Source organism: Raineya sp. (assembly GCF_053497555.1).
In genome coordinates this window covers 14,663-30,470 of record NZ_JBRCWE010000095.1, presented here as the reverse complement: position 1 = coordinate 30,470, position 15,808 = coordinate 14,663, and the positions used below count along the sequence as shown (strand labels likewise).

15 protein-coding genes are annotated in these 15,808 nt (G+C 39.0%); 8 read left to right on the top strand and 7 right to left on the bottom strand.

Annotated elements, in window-relative coordinates:
• Positions 1-1,078 (top strand): tail fiber domain-containing protein (locus ACWITO_RS12350; RefSeq protein WP_448530304.1); only part of this gene is annotated, 1,078 nt, incomplete at its 5' end.
• Positions 1,079-1,266: 188 nt separating this feature from the next.
• On the opposite strand, the gene ACWITO_RS12345 is transcribed toward ACWITO_RS12350, so the two are convergent.
• The 4 genes from ACWITO_RS12345 to ACWITO_RS12330 all read right to left on the bottom strand — a co-directional run bounded on the left by ACWITO_RS12345 (position 1,267) and on the right by ACWITO_RS12330 (position 5,577).
• Positions 1,267-2,457, bottom strand: coding sequence for a phosphoglycerate kinase (locus ACWITO_RS12345; protein WP_448530303.1), 1,191 nt, complete (start codon positions 2,455-2,457; stop codon positions 1,267-1,269).
• A gap of 20 nt (positions 2,458-2,477) precedes the next feature.
• The gene (locus tag ACWITO_RS12340; protein WP_448530302.1) at positions 2,478-3,128 is read right to left on the bottom strand and encodes an ATP-binding cassette domain-containing protein; all 651 of its coding nucleotides are present in this window, start codon (positions 3,126-3,128) and stop codon (positions 2,478-2,480) included.
• Between the two features lie 65 nt (positions 3,129-3,193).
• Positions 3,194-4,354: a homogentisate 1,2-dioxygenase gene (locus ACWITO_RS12335; protein ID WP_448530301.1), complete on the bottom strand. Its 1,161-nt coding sequence runs from the start codon at positions 4,352-4,354 to the stop codon at positions 3,194-3,196.
• A 191-nt stretch (positions 4,355-4,545) separates the two neighbouring features.
• Positions 4,546-5,577: an aldo/keto reductase gene (locus ACWITO_RS12330; RefSeq protein WP_448530300.1), complete on the bottom strand. Its 1,032-nt coding sequence runs from the start codon at positions 5,575-5,577 to the stop codon at positions 4,546-4,548.
• A 118-nt stretch (positions 5,578-5,695) separates the two neighbouring features.
• Between ACWITO_RS12330 and ACWITO_RS12325 the strand changes: the two genes are divergently transcribed.
• Positions 5,696-6,109 (top strand): tellurite resistance TerB family protein, encoded by a 414-nt coding sequence (locus ACWITO_RS12325; RefSeq protein WP_448530299.1) that lies wholly within the window; start codon positions 5,696-5,698, stop codon positions 6,107-6,109.
• On the opposite strand, the gene ppk1 is transcribed toward ACWITO_RS12325, so the two are convergent.
• Positions 6,106-8,235 carry a polyphosphate kinase 1 gene (ppk1, locus tag ACWITO_RS12320; RefSeq protein WP_448530298.1) on the bottom strand — a complete coding sequence of 710 codons (2,130 nt, stop codon included), beginning with the start codon at positions 8,233-8,235 and terminating at the stop codon, positions 6,106-6,108. The two genes, ACWITO_RS12325 and ppk1, sit on opposite strands and share 4 nt — an antisense overlap.
• Positions 8,236-8,511: 276 nt before the next feature.
• Between ppk1 and pseB the strand changes: the two genes are divergently transcribed.
• Positions 8,512-9,558 (top strand): UDP-N-acetylglucosamine 4,6-dehydratase (inverting), encoded by a 1,047-nt coding sequence (pseB, locus tag ACWITO_RS12315; protein WP_448530297.1) that lies wholly within the window; start codon positions 8,512-8,514, stop codon positions 9,556-9,558.
• Positions 9,555-10,703 (top strand): UDP-4-amino-4,6-dideoxy-N-acetyl-beta-L-altrosamine transaminase, encoded by a 1,149-nt coding sequence (pseC, locus tag ACWITO_RS12310; protein ID WP_448530296.1) that lies wholly within the window; start codon positions 9,555-9,557, stop codon positions 10,701-10,703. The genes pseB and pseC overlap by 4 nt, the downstream gene beginning before the upstream one ends.
• 6 nt (positions 10,704-10,709) lie before the next feature.
• On the opposite strand, the gene ACWITO_RS12305 is transcribed toward pseC, so the two are convergent.
• Complete coding sequence (locus tag ACWITO_RS12305) at positions 10,710-11,765, bottom strand: cytochrome-c peroxidase (protein ID WP_448530295.1); 1,056 nt, start codon at positions 11,763-11,765, stop codon at positions 10,710-10,712.
• Positions 11,766-11,951: 186 nt separating this feature from the next.
• Here ACWITO_RS12305 and ACWITO_RS12300 point away from each other — a divergent pair, with 186 nt between their 5' ends.
• Positions 11,952-12,896, top strand: coding sequence for a hypothetical protein (locus ACWITO_RS12300; protein ID WP_448530294.1), 945 nt, complete (start codon positions 11,952-11,954; stop codon positions 12,894-12,896).
• Between the two features lie 69 nt (positions 12,897-12,965).
• On the opposite strand, the gene ACWITO_RS12295 is transcribed toward ACWITO_RS12300, so the two are convergent.
• A complete protein-coding gene (locus ACWITO_RS12295) occupies positions 12,966-13,871 on the bottom strand; it encodes a phosphate/phosphite/phosphonate ABC transporter substrate-binding protein (protein WP_448530293.1) in 906 nt (301 codons plus the stop codon).
• Between the two features lie 382 nt (positions 13,872-14,253).
• Between ACWITO_RS12295 and ACWITO_RS12290 the strand changes: the two genes are divergently transcribed.
• From ACWITO_RS12290 to ACWITO_RS12280, 3 genes are all read left to right on the top strand, one after another.
• Entirely contained in the window at positions 14,254-14,457 is a 204-nt protein-coding gene (locus ACWITO_RS12290; RefSeq protein ID WP_448530292.1) for a fructose-6-phosphate aldolase, read from the top strand.
• The gene (locus tag ACWITO_RS12285) at positions 14,454-15,170 is read left to right on the top strand and encodes a cell division ATP-binding protein FtsE (RefSeq protein WP_448530291.1); all 717 of its coding nucleotides are present in this window, start codon (positions 14,454-14,456) and stop codon (positions 15,168-15,170) included. Before ACWITO_RS12290 ends, ACWITO_RS12285 begins: the two co-directional genes overlap by 4 nt.
• Before the next feature lie 165 nt (positions 15,171-15,335).
• On the top strand, positions 15,336-15,767 hold the full coding sequence (locus tag ACWITO_RS12280) for an Hsp20/alpha crystallin family protein (RefSeq protein WP_448530290.1): 432 nt from the start codon (positions 15,336-15,338) through the stop codon (positions 15,765-15,767).
• The last annotated feature ends 41 nt before the right edge of the window (positions 15,768-15,808 follow it).

Genomic DNA, 15,808 nt, shown 5'->3' with positions numbered 1-15,808 from the left:
CACCACTGGAAGTTACAATACTGCTGTTGGAGCGGATGCTCTTTATTATAATACTACTGGTCAGTACAATACAGCTACTGGAATGGGTTCACTAACTTATAATACCACAGGAAGTTTTAATACAGCTTATGGTAGTGGTACTCTTTACCTCAATACCACAGGGATATATAATACAGCTAACGGATATGGCAGTCTTTACTACAATACTACGGGAAGTCGTAATACAGCCAATGGACTAGGGGCTCTTACTTATAATACCACAGGAAGTTTCAATAGTGCTGATGGATTTCTTGCTCTTTATTATAACACTACGGGTAGTTTTAACACTGCCGCAGGGGCTGGGGCTCTTTATTCAAACACCACAAGTAGTAATAATACAGCCGTAGGTTATAATTCGTTAGCTTTCAATAGTAATGGTAGTAATAATACAGCCATAGGTTATTATGCTGGCTATGGAGCGACTGGTACTAACTTTAATCAATGTACTTTTGTAGGTACAAACTCTTTCCCAACAATCAGTAGAAGTAATGTAACGATGCTCGGCTATGGTATTACAAATGGAGAATGTACTGGAAATAACCAAGTACTATTAGGCAACACAGCTATTACAGAAATCCGAGCTCAAGTAACTGGTATCACAGCGTATTCAGACCAACGTTTCAAAACTAATATCGCCGATGATGTAAAAGGCTTAGATTTTATACTCAAACTTCGCCCCGTGAGCTACAACGAAAATCCTGAAATATTACATCATATTTGGGGTACTCCTGATAGTCTTTGGAAAAAAATAGACTATAGTCAAATCCAAAATACTCGTTTTATAGGTTTGCTTGCCCAAGAAGTACACCAAGCAATGAAAGAAAGTGGTTATACACATTTTACAGGCATTGATGTTCCCAAAAACGAAAAAGAAGTGTATAGTTTACGTTATGTAGATTTTATTATGCCTATGATAAAAGCCATTCAAGAACAGCAAAAGCTCATTGAAAACCAAAAGCAAGAAATTGCTAAAATGAAAGCAGAAATAGAAGCAATTAAGAATGAACTTATGCAACAAAAAGTAAATGTAGGAAAGTAAGTGTATAGCAAGCGACGATGTTGCTATGAGCAACATCATCGCTCAGTCAGAAAAAGTACTCTTGATTTTATTTTTGCAAGACAGCTTTCAAATTATTAAGAACTTTATTATTTTGCCGTCCAATGGTCTAAAATCCTGCTTTCTACTTCTTATTTCTTGTTTCACTACTGCAAATCAGAGCTTCAATATCATTTTTCCAGAGCTTTTACACCGGGCAATTCTTTTCCTTCCATATACTCCAGCAATGCTCCGCCTCCTGTGGAAATATAGGAAACTTGCTCTCCATAGCCCAACTGATTTACCGCCGCCGCCGAGTCTCCTCCTCCAATCAGTGAAAAAGCACCATTCGCAGTAGCCTCTGCAATGGCTCTGGCAACCGAAGCAGTGCCATTCGCAAAGTTAGGCATTTCAAAAACACCTACGGGTCCGTTCCAAAGAATGGTTTTAGATTGTTTGATGAGTTTTGAAAACGTTTCAATGGCTTTGTTGCCAATATCCAAACCCATCCAGCCCGCAGGAATCTGCATATTATCAGCCTCTTTACGATTAGCTTCATTATTGAAAGCATCGGCAATTACCGAATCTTGGGGCAAGACCAAATTTACCCCTTTGGCTTTTGCCTTTTCAATGAGATTTTTGGCTAAATCTAACTTATCCGCCTCTACAAGCGAACTGCCTATTTCGCCTCCCATTGCTTTGAAAAAAGTATAACTCATTCCTCCGCCAATGAGCAAATTATCTACTTTTTCCAAAAGCCGCTCAATGATAAGTATCTTATCCGAAATTTTTGCTCCCCCCATAATAGCGGTGAAAGGTCTTTCGGCATTTTCTAATACTTTCTGAGCATTATCAATTTCTGCCTTCATCACAAACCCCGCCATTTTTTCCCTGAAAAATTGGGCAATCACAGCCGTAGAGGCGTGTTTGCGATGGGCTGTTCCAAAAGCATCATTCACGTATACATCACCCAAACGAGCCAGTTTCTGAGCAAAACCCTCCTCTCCTTTCTCCTCTTCTGCATAAAAACGTACATTTTCCAAAAGCAATACTTCGCCTGCTTTTAAGTTTTGAGCCATTTGAAAGGCTTCTTCGCCAATGCAATCCGAAGCAAATAGCACTTTTTGCCCCAAAAGTTTTTCCAAAGCAGGAATTACGTGTTTGAGAGAATATTTTTCTTCATAGCCGCCTTTGGGTCTGCCCAAATGCGACATTAAAATAGCTGAGCCCCCCTCTTTTACTATTTTCCCAATAGTAGGCACGTGAGCCTTCAAACGGGTAAGGTCTGTTACTTCAAAAGTGTTTTTATCCAGAGGAACGTTGAAATCCACTCTTACGAGTGCTTTTTTGCCTGAAAAATGGTAATTTTCTATGTTCAACATAATCGGTAAATTGGGTTTGGTTATCCTAACAATTTTTTTTCATCAAAATGTAAAAAATAACTTTGCTCTGCCCCCAGAGAAGTCATCAGTATTGAAGCGTTCTGTTTTTGAGTTTTTTGGGTAATAAGTTCGCAGGCTTTTTGGGTGTTGGCACTATCCAAATGGCTAAAAGGCTCATCAAGCAATAACCACTCAAAAGGTTGTATCAGAGCCCGAATAATAGCAATGCGTTGCCTTTCGCCATAGGAAAGCGTATGAGCTTTTTTGTGTAAAACGTGAGCAACCCCTAATAGTTCAGCTTGCTCTTGCAACTCTTTTTCAGAAATATGGGTGTATAAGGCGGCTTTGATAAGCAAATTTTCCCAAGCCGTAAGGTGCAGAAAAAGACGTAAATCCTGAAAAACAATGGAAAAATGATTTTGACGAATGTTTGCCCATTCTCCAGCAGAAAGTTGCTGAGTGTTTTTTCCTGCTATCAGCAGATTGCCCTGAAAATCTTTGCGAAGTCCGTAGATAATATGCAGAAAGGTAGATTTTCCTTTCCCCGAAGGCGAATAAATTTGATAATGCTTGCCTTTTTCAAAAGTAAGCGTAGTATTCCAAACTTCCGATTGCGGATTGAGAACTTCGGCAAGCGGCTCGGGGACAATTTTTTCTAAAACAATCTGCATAGCTGAAATTTTGCCTGCAAATTTGGCAAAATTTCAGCGAAAAAGAAAAACTCACTAATTTTTTATCACTCCGTCCAACTCATCGGATATTTTTCATCAACAAAAGGCAAAGCCTCTTCGGTAATGTAGAGCGGCTTGAAAGTATCAATCATCACAGCATATTCGTGGGTTTCTTTTGCTCCAATACTTTTTTCTACGGTGCCAGGGTGAGGTCCGTGAGGCAAGCCACCAGGATGAAGTGTGAAAGAGCCTCTATCAATGCCTTTTCGGCTCATAAACTCCCCTTCGGCATAGAATAGCACCTCATCAGAATCAATATTGGAATGGTTGTAAGGAGCAGGTATAGCAAGCGGGTGGTAGTCAAACAGACGAGGTACAAAAGAGCAAACCACAGCCCCCCAACATTGAAAAGTTTGATGAATAGGCGGTGGCATATGAATACGCCCAGTGATAGGCTCAAAATCGTAAATGGAAAAAGTATAAGGGTACAAAAAGCCGTCCCAGCCTACCAAATCAAAAGGACTATGTTCATAGACATAATGATGCAAAAAGCCTCCCTTCTTGATTTTTACGTGATATTCGCCTTTTTCAGTTTCGGTAATGAGTTCTTGGGGCGGGTGAATGTCTCTTTCGCAATAAGGCGAATGTTCTAATAATTGTCCCAATTCGTTGCGATAACGCTTTACGGTTTCAATGGGTCCCATTGCTTCCATAATCAGCAAGCGAACAGGTGCTTCATCAAAGCGAATACGATAAATAGTGGTACGAGGAATAATCACGTAATCGCCTTTTTGAATACGCAATCTGCCAAACTGAGAGTCCAGATAGCCACTGCCATCGTGCAGATAAATCATTTCATCAGCTTCGCCATTTTTATAGTAGTAATCCATTGAAAGGTTTTCAGGATTACAAATGGCAATGCGAATATCCTGATTTGCCATAAGTATTTTGCGAGCCTCCAAAAAGTCTTTTCCTGTAAAACCTGCATTAGAGGTTTTTAGGTGTGTTTGCAGTAAAGGTCTTTCGGTGAGTATTTTCAAAGGCAAGGGCGTGGATTTTTCCACACGTTTTACGCGTGTAGGAGCGTAAGTATGGTACAAATTGGAGTATATTCCACTAAAACCTTTGGAACTCACAAGCTCTTCGTAGTAAAGCGAATTATCGGGCTGACGAAACTGAATGTGGCGTTTGGGTGGAATTTTACCCATTCTATAATAGTAAGTCATACAGCGTTGCGTTTTTAGGTTAGAAAAAAGACTTTATGAACTCAATTAAAATGGATTTTTACAAGTTTTTCTTTCTTAATCTTTCAAAATTGTTCTTAATCCAACAATCGTGTAAATCTTACAAATCTTGGCTTAAATTTATAAATCTTTGCAATTTCTGCAAAAACTTTCAGCGAAATCCCTGATTTTTCTCATTTAAGCCTGTGATTTTGAATTTTACCTGCATAATCGCCAAAAATAACATCTTGTACCGTTGGGTAAGCAATGAAATCGTGAGGGAAGCCCATTTCAACAGCACTCATTTCAGAGAGTTCTTTCAGCATTTCGCTGGGAAGTTGGAAACGCAAACAGCCCAAAGAATCTTCAATTTGGCTTAGTTTCCTTGCTCCTATAATTGGGAAAAATTGCTGATGCTGACTGCGAAGCCAATTCAAAGCTACTTGTGTGGGCGTATAACCCAACATTTGAGCTATTTCGCTCACTTTTTGAGCTATCTTGATATTCTGAGGAATAAGTTTTCGGCTATTTTCGGTAAGGCGAACATCAGCAGGCACGCCCTGATTGTATTTGCCTGTAAGCACCCCCGCTCCCAAAGGCGACCAAGCAAGTACCGCCAAGCCAAAATGCTTTGCCATAGGAATTAAATCTCTTTCGGGAGTACGCTGAATAAGGCTATATTCAATTTGCAAGCCTATAAAACTTTCCCAACCTCGCAATTCAGCCATTGTATTGGCACTGGAAACAACCCAAGCAGGACTATCGGATATACCAATATACAGCACTTTTCCCGAACGCACCAAATCATTCAGGCTTTGCATTACTTCTTCAATAGAGGTTGTAAAATCCCAAACGTGAAGCCAGAGCAAATCAATGTAGTCGGTATTGAGCCTTCGGAGACTCTGCTCCACAGAACGCTTCAAGTTTTTTCGGTGATTGCCCGAAGCATTAGGATTTTTTCTATCATCATAAAGCGTGTATTTGGTAGCAAGTACAAAATAATCTCTTTGCGAAGCAATAAATTCTCCAATCCATTTTTCGCTTGTGCCTTCGGTGTAGCGATTGGCGGTATCTATGAAATTTCCACCTTTTTCTACGTAAGCATCAAAAATTCTTTTACTTTCAGCCCAATCGGCACCTGTGCCCCATTCCGTTCCGAAAGTCATTGTCCCCAAGCAGAGTTCTGAAACCCGCAAGCCGCTTTTTCCTAAAAGTTTGTAAAGCATACTATTCAGTGTTTTATTGGAAAATAAATTGAAATCTTACAAATATGCCATTTCCATTTAGAAAGTGCAAAACCTTTTTGAGTTTTTTCGTATCTATGTAAAAAAATTAGAGACAACTATGTTTGATGATTTATTTGTATCTTCACAAAACAAAAAGCATCTGACCAACCTTTTGAGCTTGGCAAAAGTAGATGGCTTTTTCCATTTGCACGAATATGAATTATTGCTTGCCATAGCACGCAAATTCGGCGTATCTTCGGGGTATTTGCAAAAATTACAAAAAAGTGCTGACCCTATTTCGCTTTCTTTACCCAAAAAACCTTTGGAAAAGTTCCATTATTGGTACGACCTACTCACAATGGTTCTTGCCGATGGAGTTATTCACGAAAAAGAAATTGCTTTTGTGGAAAAACTGAGCCAAGTATTTCAATACAACTCTCAAATTATTGAAGCCACTCTGCAACTCATTCAAGAAGGTAAAACCTTTGAGGAAGCCTTCTATATTCTTAAAGAAAGCCATTTTGCCGATTAAAACTCAAAGATTCTTGCTTGCTTTACATCTTCCTCGGTGATTTTGTAAAACTCTTTGTGAATGTTGAAGGGTTTTTCGCCCTCCTTAATCTCCACTTTCTTGTAAGAACCATCTTCTTGCAAAATGTAAGCATTGACATTGTCACGGAAATTGTAAGCCAAAATAGCTGTTGCTTGCATACGCAAAAACTTGTCCGTTATCAGGAACAAAGACTCCAAGCGTCTATCAAAGCTACGAACCATCATATCGGCACTACCGCCATATACCAGCGGATTGCCATCGTTGTAGAAATAATACAACCTTGTATGTTCCAAATAATCGCCTACAATAGAACGCACTTCAATATTTTCACTTAATCCTGCCCTTTGAGGACGCAAACAGCAAATACCACGTATCATCAGTTTGATAGGCACACCCGCCCGAGAGGCTTCGTACAACTCATTGATAATTTCTCTATCTTCCAAAGAATTGACCTTGATAGCAATCCCTGCTTTCAAACCCTTACGGGCATTTTCGGCTTCATTGCGAATGAGTTGTGCCAAACGGGTTCGCATTTCACGAGGAGCCGTAATAAGACACTTGTAATAATCGGGAACTGAATGCCCCGTAATTACGTTGAAAAATTCGGAAACATCTTCGGCATAATCTTCGTCGGTGGTGAGTAGCCCTACATCTGTGTAAAGCCGGGCAGTTTCTTCGTTGTAGTTGCCGCTGGAAAGATGCACATAACGCACAATTTGGTTATCTTCCTTACGTACAATGAGGCATAGTTTGGTATGCGTTTTATACCCACCAATGCCATAAACTACGTAGCACCCCGCTTTCTGCAATCTTTGAGCTTCGCGAATATTGTTTTCTTCATCAAAACGAGCTTTTAGCTCAAAAAGCACAGAAACGTGCTTGCCATTTTCAGCGGCTTTGAGCAAAGCCTCTGTGATACGCGAATTTTTGGCAAGTCGGTAAATTGTAATTTTGATAGCCAAAGTATTGGCATCTTCGGCGGCTTGCTCCAAAAGTTCAATAAAAGGCTCAAAGGAATTGTAAGGGTGATGCAGTAAAATATCTCTTTCCTTCAAAATCTCAAACAAATCGGTATCTGCTTCAAAGCCTCGCATACGCAAAGGCAAAACCTGATTGGGTAAAGGAGGCAGTTCATCGGCAAAGTCGGGGTGCTTGATAATTTGCCAAAGGCAAGTAAGGTCTAAAAGTCTATCAACAATGAAAATATTATCGTCATCAATTTGCCAACGCTCCTTCAAAATTTTCATCAACCACTCCGAGTATTTGGAAAGAACCTCTACACGCACTACTCTACCTGTTCGGCGGGTTTTGAGTTTGCTCCGAATTTCATTGATAAAATCAGTTTCTATATCATCACTTTCTTCCAGCGTAAAATCACCATTACGTGTAATGCGAAACAAATCTACCGAAAGAATTTTGATATTTTTATAGAGCTTGCCTATCTGCCAACGTATAATAGTTTCTATGGGTACAAAAAGCACTTCCTCGCCTTCATCATTCTTTTTGCGTTTGATAGCATAAAAGCGTGGCAAATTCTGCGGAACTTGTACAAAAGAAGCCTTTCTTACCGATTTACCCGACTCTTCGGCTTGTGTAACTACGCCAAATACCAACGTTTGAGCTCTAAGTATCGGAAAAGCGTGATGGCTATCATAGACCATTGGCGTAAGCATCGGATAAATAGTCTTTCGGAAATACAGTTCTACCTCTTCTTTTTCAATTTCTCGCAAATCTCGGATAGTAGCGATTCGGAAGCCATTTTCTTCAAAATGCCCCATTAAATCTTGAAAAACTTGGTATTGGTCTGCAACGAAATGATGCACTTCGTCAAGCAAGACTTTCCGAAAAGGGCGAGCCTTCAAGCCTGAATAATCCAAACGTTCTTTGTTGTAGTCCAGATAGTTGTATAAACTCCCTACCCGTATAGTAAAAAATTCATCTAAATTAGAGGCGGTAATAGCCAAAAATTTCATTTTTTCAAACAAATTTCTCCTTTCAGCTTGGGTTTGGTCTAATACACGCCAATTGAATTGCAGCCAGCTCAAATCACGACTGATGTATTCGCTTTGCTCTATGGTAGAACTAACCTTTTCTTTCACTAACATAGCGTAGAAATTTTGTTGCTCTAAAATTAGTGCAAAAAATCAAAAAAACAAATCCCGAGCAGACTAAATACGCATTCAGTTTGTCTAATATTTTGAGTTTGGAGTTCAAAGGTTTGGCGTTCAAAAGGTTTAAGGGTTCAATGGTTTGAGAGTTCAACTTCAAACCTCAAATCTCTACATTTTAGCCTGCTTTCAGAAATTTTGGACAAGTTCTTTTTGTAAGAAAGAAGCCGTTTTCTAAATTTGCATTTTATTTATGAAAAACCAAAATTTTATATGAGTGTTTTTGCAGGTAAATCTGTTCTGGTAACAGGGGGAACAGGTTCTTTTGGGAAAAAATTTGTATCTACCATTTTAGAAAAATTCCCTGATGTCAAGAAATTGATTGTGCTTTCGCGTGATGAGCTGAAGCAATTTGAAATGGCACAACAATTTTCGCCCTCCAAATATCCCCAAATTCGCTATTTTATTGGTGATATACGCGATAAAGAACGACTGAAAAGAGCTTTTGAAGGAGTAGATATAGTTATTCACGCCGCCGCACTCAAACAAGTTCCTACCGCCGAATACAACCCTTTTGAGGCTATCAAAACGAATGTCATTGGAGCACAGAATGTCATAGAAAATGCTTTGGATTGTGGTGTTTCGCAAGTAGTAGCTCTTTCTACCGATAAAGCCGCCGCCCCTATCAACTTGTACGGAGCTACTAAACTCTGTTCGGATAAATTATTTATTGCCGCCAACAATATGGTAGGCGAACACAAAGTTACTTTTTCTGTGGTACGCTATGGCAATGTTATAGGCTCACGTGGCTCGGTAGTGCCATTCTTTTTAGAAAAAAGAAAATCAGGTGTTTTGCCTATCACACACCCCGAAATGACACGTTTCAATATTTCTTTGCAAGAAGGTGTAGATTTAGTGCTTTTTGCTTTGCAAAATGCTTTGGGTGGCGAGGTGTTTGTGCCTAAAATTCCTTCGTACCGCATTTTAGATTTAGCAGAAGCTATTTGCCCTACTTGCGAAAAGCGTATAGTGGGCATACGTCCAGGCGAAAAAATCCACGAGGAAATGATAACCGAAACCGATTCGCTCAATACCATTGAATTGGAAAAATATTACGTCATTGTTCCCAATTTCCCTTTTGAAAGCTACGAAAATACCCTGGCTCGCTTTATGGCTCATCATAAAGGCAAAAAAGTGAAAGAGGGTTTTCGCTACTCTTCAGGGCAAAATACCGAGTGGCTCAGTGTTGAGCAAATTCGTGAGCAAATCCGCTTGCACGTAGATAGCAGTTTTAACGTTGAAGTGCCTCAAAAACTATGAAACCCATACCTTACGGCAAACAAGAAATTACCTCTGCCGATATTGAAGCCGTAGTAAATACACTACAATCAGATTTCTGGACACAAGGACCCAAAATAGCCGAGTTTGAACAAAAATTTGCAGAATATGTAGGGGCTAAATATGCCGTAGCAGTAGCCAATGGCACTGCGGCATTGCATCTTTCGGCTCTGGCTTTGGGGGTAAAAGATGGGGTAAATGTTATTACCTCGCCTCTCACTTTTGTAGCCTCTGCCAATTGCGTACATTATGCAGGAGGAAACGTATTTTTTGCAGATATTGACAAAGAAACTCTGCTATTAGACCTTGAAAAAGTAGAAGAACTTATTTTATCTAAGCCGCAAGGTTTCTTTCAGGGGATTATCCCTGTGGATTTTGCAGGCAAAGCTGTTCATTTAGAAAAATTTAGAAATCTTGCCCAAAAATATAACCTTTGGATTTTAGAAGATGCTTGCCACGCACCCGGAGGATATTTTGTAGATAGCGACGGCGAAAAACAACTTTGTGGTAATGGCAATTTTGCAGATATAGCTATTTTTTCTTTTCACCCTGTCAAGCATATTGCCTGTGGAGAGGGGGGAATGATTACCACCAATCGTCAAGACCTCTACGAAAAACTTTTGCTCTTGCGAACTCACGGCATTACTCGCAATCCCGAATTTTTGCAAGAAAATCACGGGGGCTGGTACTACGAAATGCAAACCTTAGGTTACAACTATCGCCTTACTGATTTGCAATGTGCTTTGGGGATTAGCCAACTTCAAAGAGCCAAAGAAAATTTGGCGAAACGTCATCAAATTGCTTTACGCTATCAGCAAGCATTTGAAGGCTTTTCAGAAATAAAAACTTTACCTTACGACCAAGGACACGCCTATCACTTATACATCATTCAAACCGAGAAAAGAAAGGAATTGTACGATTATCTGAAAACGCATCAAATTTTCTGTCAAGTTCATTACATTCCTGTTCATTTGCAACCTTATTACAAAAATTTAGGGTACAAGAAAGGGGATTTCCCTATCGTAGAAAAATACTACGAAAAATGTCTTTCTTTGCCTATGTATCCCACCCTTTCGGCAAGTGAGCAAGATTTTGTTATTGAAAAGATTAAGGCTTTTTTTGCGTGAAGGATTTTACTTGATAGTAAGATTAAACTCTGAAAAACGCTCATCTTTCAAGAAATTTTCATCGGTAAGCGTTTGCAAAAAGGCAATAATCTGACGTTTTTCGGTTTCGGTGAGGTCTATACCCAAAGTGCCGTTGGGTTTGCGTAAAAGATTATCCAGATTGGGGTTGTTGCGAACTCCATTTTGATAATGGTTCAATACTTGCTCCAGCGTCGAAAATCTGCCATCGTGCATATACGGACGCGAAACAGCCACATTTCTCAAACTTGGCACTTTGAATTTGTAGCGGTCAGAAGGGTTGAGCGTAACTTTCTCTCTGCCTGTATCGTTGCGAACCGAAGGGGCAAGACCATTATCGCGATAGCTCAAATCTGTAAATAAAATACCCTGATGGCAAGAGGCACATTTATTCTGAAAAATCTGAAAACCTGCTAGTTCATCAGCATTCATCGATTCTTTTCCCGCCAAATATCTATCATATTTGCTATCGGCAGAAACCATCATTACTACAAACTGCGAAATAGCTTTCAAAAAACGCTCCGTAGTGATTTCCTCCGAACCGAAAGCCTCCTTGAATAACTTGGGATAAGTAGCGTGGTTACGAAGTTTTTGCAGGACATTGCTCAATTTTTCGTCCATTTCTACGGGGCTTTCAATGGGTTGTACCGAAAAGAAATCCAGATGATTTACACCTCCGTCCCAATTGAACTCTTTGTGCCAAGCCAAATTTTGCAAAGAAGGTGCATTACGAATACCAAGTTTATCATCAATACCGTGGCTTACATCGTGTTCGTGATGCGTGAATGCAAAGGGTTGCTGGTGGCAAGTTCCACAACTGATACTACCATCGCGAGAAAGTATGCCGTCGTAAAATAATGCCTTACCGAGCTTAAAACCCGCAGGTGTAGGCGGATTTTCGTTGATGTTGTAATGTGGCTCGGGGAAATTTTGAGGTTTTTCAAAGCGAATAGAAGCATAAATATCGGGTTTTTGCTCTTCTTTCTTCTGACAAGCACCTAAAATTACACCCCACAATAGCAGATAAGCATAGTAGATTTTCATAGATTTGCCAAATTTTTTATGAATAAATTTAATTTCTTACAACCCTGTTTTTTGTTTCCTACTTCTTTATCCAAATACACAAAGATAACTTTTTTCAGGCAAAAAAGGTTGCTTAAAGCGAAATTTTTACGACAAATTTGCTTGTATTGAGTTTTTTATTAACTTGCCACAAAATTTGTGCAAGATATGATAAAAAAATTCTTTTTTCTGCTCATTGCAGGCGGTTTGCTCACTGCTTGCAAAGAAAATAACACAGGGGGCGAAGTAAAAAAAGCTGATTCTACCCAAGCCGTTGCCCAAGATACTACTAAAATTGGTAATGAAGTTGCCAAAGTGGCTTCGGAACTTCCCTCGCCTGTGGATTTTATCGCTCACATCAACCAAGCCAAACTGGAATACAATGCCAAGTATCTCAATAATGCCGAGAACGTTGAGGCTTATCTAAGCACTTCCCAACGCAGTGCTATCAATTTGGGGGTATATCTGGTAGATTTAGGCTACAATTCGCTGTATATGAAGGCTCAGGAAGGTTTGAAATACCTAAAATCTGTCAAAAAACTCACCGACCAGCTGAATATTCTTGACGAACAAACCAAAGAAATGGTATTAAAATTTGAAAAAAACCTTGAAAATCGCGACTCTTTGCTTTCCATTGCACGCGAAGGCTATTTTTCTATCGACGAATATTTGCGTAAAAACGAAAGAACTGATGTCGCTTCTTATGTGCTTATTGGAGCTTGGGTAGAAGGTTTGTACTTAGGAACAAGTCTGCTCAAAGAAGTTCCCAATTACGATACAGACGATAAATATAAACTCGCTTTGTGGCGTATAGGTGGGCAAAAAACTTCTTTGGAAAACCTCATCAATATCGTAGGTAAAATGGAGCAAAACGAAGAAAACAAACAACTGCTTGCCAAGCTCAAAGACCTCTACAAAGCTTACGAAAGTGTAAAAGTAGAAAATACCAGCAATGATATAGATGTTTTGGACATTGCAGAAGTACAAAACGCTGATGAAATTAGTGATAAAGTGCTTGTAAAAACTACCAAAAAGGTAGAAATCAATAAAGCCGCTGTTGAGCAAATTCACGCCAAAGTTTCTGATTTGAGAAGTTTCTTAGTGAGAAAATAATCTTTCAAAATATCTTGAAACAAAAAAGGCTTTGCGAGTGGCAAAGCCTTTTGCATTTTTAGTATTTTTCTATTCGCTGTACAAGCCCACTAAAACACTAATTTCTTCCATTGAGTTTGCCATATTGCGAATACTATCGTAAAATTTATCTTGGGCAGGAATGTAAAGAGAACTTGCCGAAGTGTTGTGCCAAAACTTTACTACTTTGGCATTTAGCGTAGGATTATCCGTAGGCAAATTGAGCCAAATTTCTTGCAGTTTCTTTTTAAGTACAGGGTTTAAGTCCTTTCTGACACTCACGGGTCCATTAGTGATAGGCTCGGAAGTCCAAACAACATTAAACATAGCCATTTGATATTTGCCCGCTTTTACAAGTTCCTCCAAGTCGGTATAGGAAGTTGCCCCTACTTTGATTTCGTTCTTGCTAACTTTTTCAATCAAATCTTTATGCGAACCTGCAAAAATAACATCACGGAAGGAAATTTCGGGCTGTAAATCTTGCTTATTCAAGTACAAACGAGGAACTAAATGCCCCGAAGTAGAAGAAGCTGTTACAAACCCAAAAATGTGATGAGTAGCTTCCTTTTTCAAATCCGTAGTGGTTTTAATTTTGGTAGAAGGGTGAGCCAAAATACAACTCTGATAGCTAATAGGCTCTTTTTTCTCGTTTGCTACCACTACCAAAGCCTCCATATTCGCTTCTGATGAGGCAATGACATACCCAAAAGTATTCATCAAAGCAATATCCAGCTTTCCTTCTTGAATTTGTTCAATGGTTTTGCCCGGTTTGAGCGAATTGAGTTTCACTTGTACCCCCAATTTTTCGGAAAGGTATTGAGCTAACTCTTCGGCGGTTTTTTGCATTTCGGCAGATTTGCTAATATTTGAACCTACACCCAAATAAATCGTATTTTGGGCAAAAACATTCAAAGCAAAAAAGCAAAGTAGTACAATAGTGGCAATAAGTCTTTTCATATAGATACGAGTTTTTTAGTATGCGAAATTAGCAGTGTGCTTTTATTTCAATTTGAAACCTTTTTTACAAAATCATCATTTTATTGTGAAAAAAGGCTGTTTTTGGTTACACAAAATTAAATTTGGTAACAAACTTTTTACAAAATCATAAAGGCATTTTGAAAACCTTTTCAAACCTTTTCTACGCTTTTTCGTTAGATATTTGAAATATTTTTTGTTACATTTGTTTCCTGAAAAGTTCTCTTTTCTGACTCCTTAGACCTAATTTGCAGTAGAAACAGAAAACAAAATTTTAGATTTGGATATTTTGACGTGATAACACTTTCAGCTCACACACTCAAAATTTGAAGTATTAAGCCTTTGAAACTAAATGGTTGGAACAATGTACATCATCAAAGTAAAAGGAAAAGCCAAAATTCCTGATTACATTCAGCTAAGAGATGAAAATTTTGTTTTGGTAGCATATTTTCGTGCCGATAGACCGCTGAAAAATTTAGAAAAGTTTAACTTGCAAGGCAAAGAGGCAGAATTACAGAAAATTATTGAAAATCTGCCTTTTGGTAAATTGCAAAAATTAGAGGTATGAGTTTCAGTAACGAACCCGTTGTATCGGTAAAAGATACCACCATTTTTCAGAAACAGCACGTAGTTTTGAGTGATGTTTTTTTTGAGATTGCCAAAGGTGAATTTGTATATCTGATAGGCAGAACAGGAAGCGGTAAAAGTTCTTTACTCAAAACCCTTTACGCCGATTTGCCCTTACATAGTGGCGATATTACCGTTGCTGGCTTTCAGTTGTATCAAATTCCTCGTAAAACAATACCCTTTCTTCGCCGAAAAATTGGCATAGTCTTTCAAGATTTTCAGTTGCTAATGGATAGAACCGTAACTGAAAACTTGCTTTTCGCAATGCGAGCCACAGGTTGGAAAGATAGCTCTAAAATCAAACAAAGGCTCTCGGAAGTGCTTTTGAAAGTGGGTTTGGGGGCGGCAGGTAATAAAATGCCTCACCAGCTTTCAGGGGGCGAACAGCAACGTGTCGTAATTGCCCGAGCCTTAATCAATGAACCGCACATTCTTTTTGCCGATGAACCCACAGGAAACTTAGACCCCCAAGTAGCTGATGAAATTATGGAAATCTTTGTGCAAATCAATCGGAGCGGTACGGCAATCCTGATGGCTACACACAACTACCAATTTCTTGAAAAATACCCCGCTCGTGTGCTGAAATGCGAAAATGGCAGAGTATTAGACTCCAATATTCACGAATTTGATTATCGCACCACTTGGCTCTACTGACTTTTTGTCTTTATTTATCTCAATTTTTCATAAAAAAGCGACAAAATGTCGCTTTTACCTCTTCAAAATCTGTCAAAATTCGCTCCAAAGAGGTTTGGCAAACATTTCGCTATAAAGGTAAATGAAAACCTAAAAAAGAATGTTCAACCTAAACCTCTTGCAACTATGACACTCGTAAAAAGAAACAGCTCGCTTTTCCCCACTTTTTCATCAATTTTTGATGATTTCTTTACTAACGATTGGGGACTAAAAAATTCACCTTTGGCAACTGTGCCTGCGGTAAATATCCGTGAAGATGAAAATGCTTTCGCCGTAGAACTTGCCGCACCCGGCAAAAACAAAGAAGATTTCAATATCAATCTTGACCACAACGTACTCACTATTTCCTCTGAAAGCAAAAACGAAAAAGAGGAAAAAAATACCAACTACACTCGCAGAGAGTTTAGTTACAGCAGTTTCCAAAGAAGTTTTGTTTTGCCCAATAGTGTAGATAGCGACAAAATTTCTGCCTCTTACGAAAACGGAGTTTTACACATTACTATCCCCAAAAAAGAAGAAGCCAAGAAAAAACCTGTAAGAACCATTGAAATCGCTTAAAAAAGGCTTCTCATTGCACCCAATTCAAACCTTATGGTTTA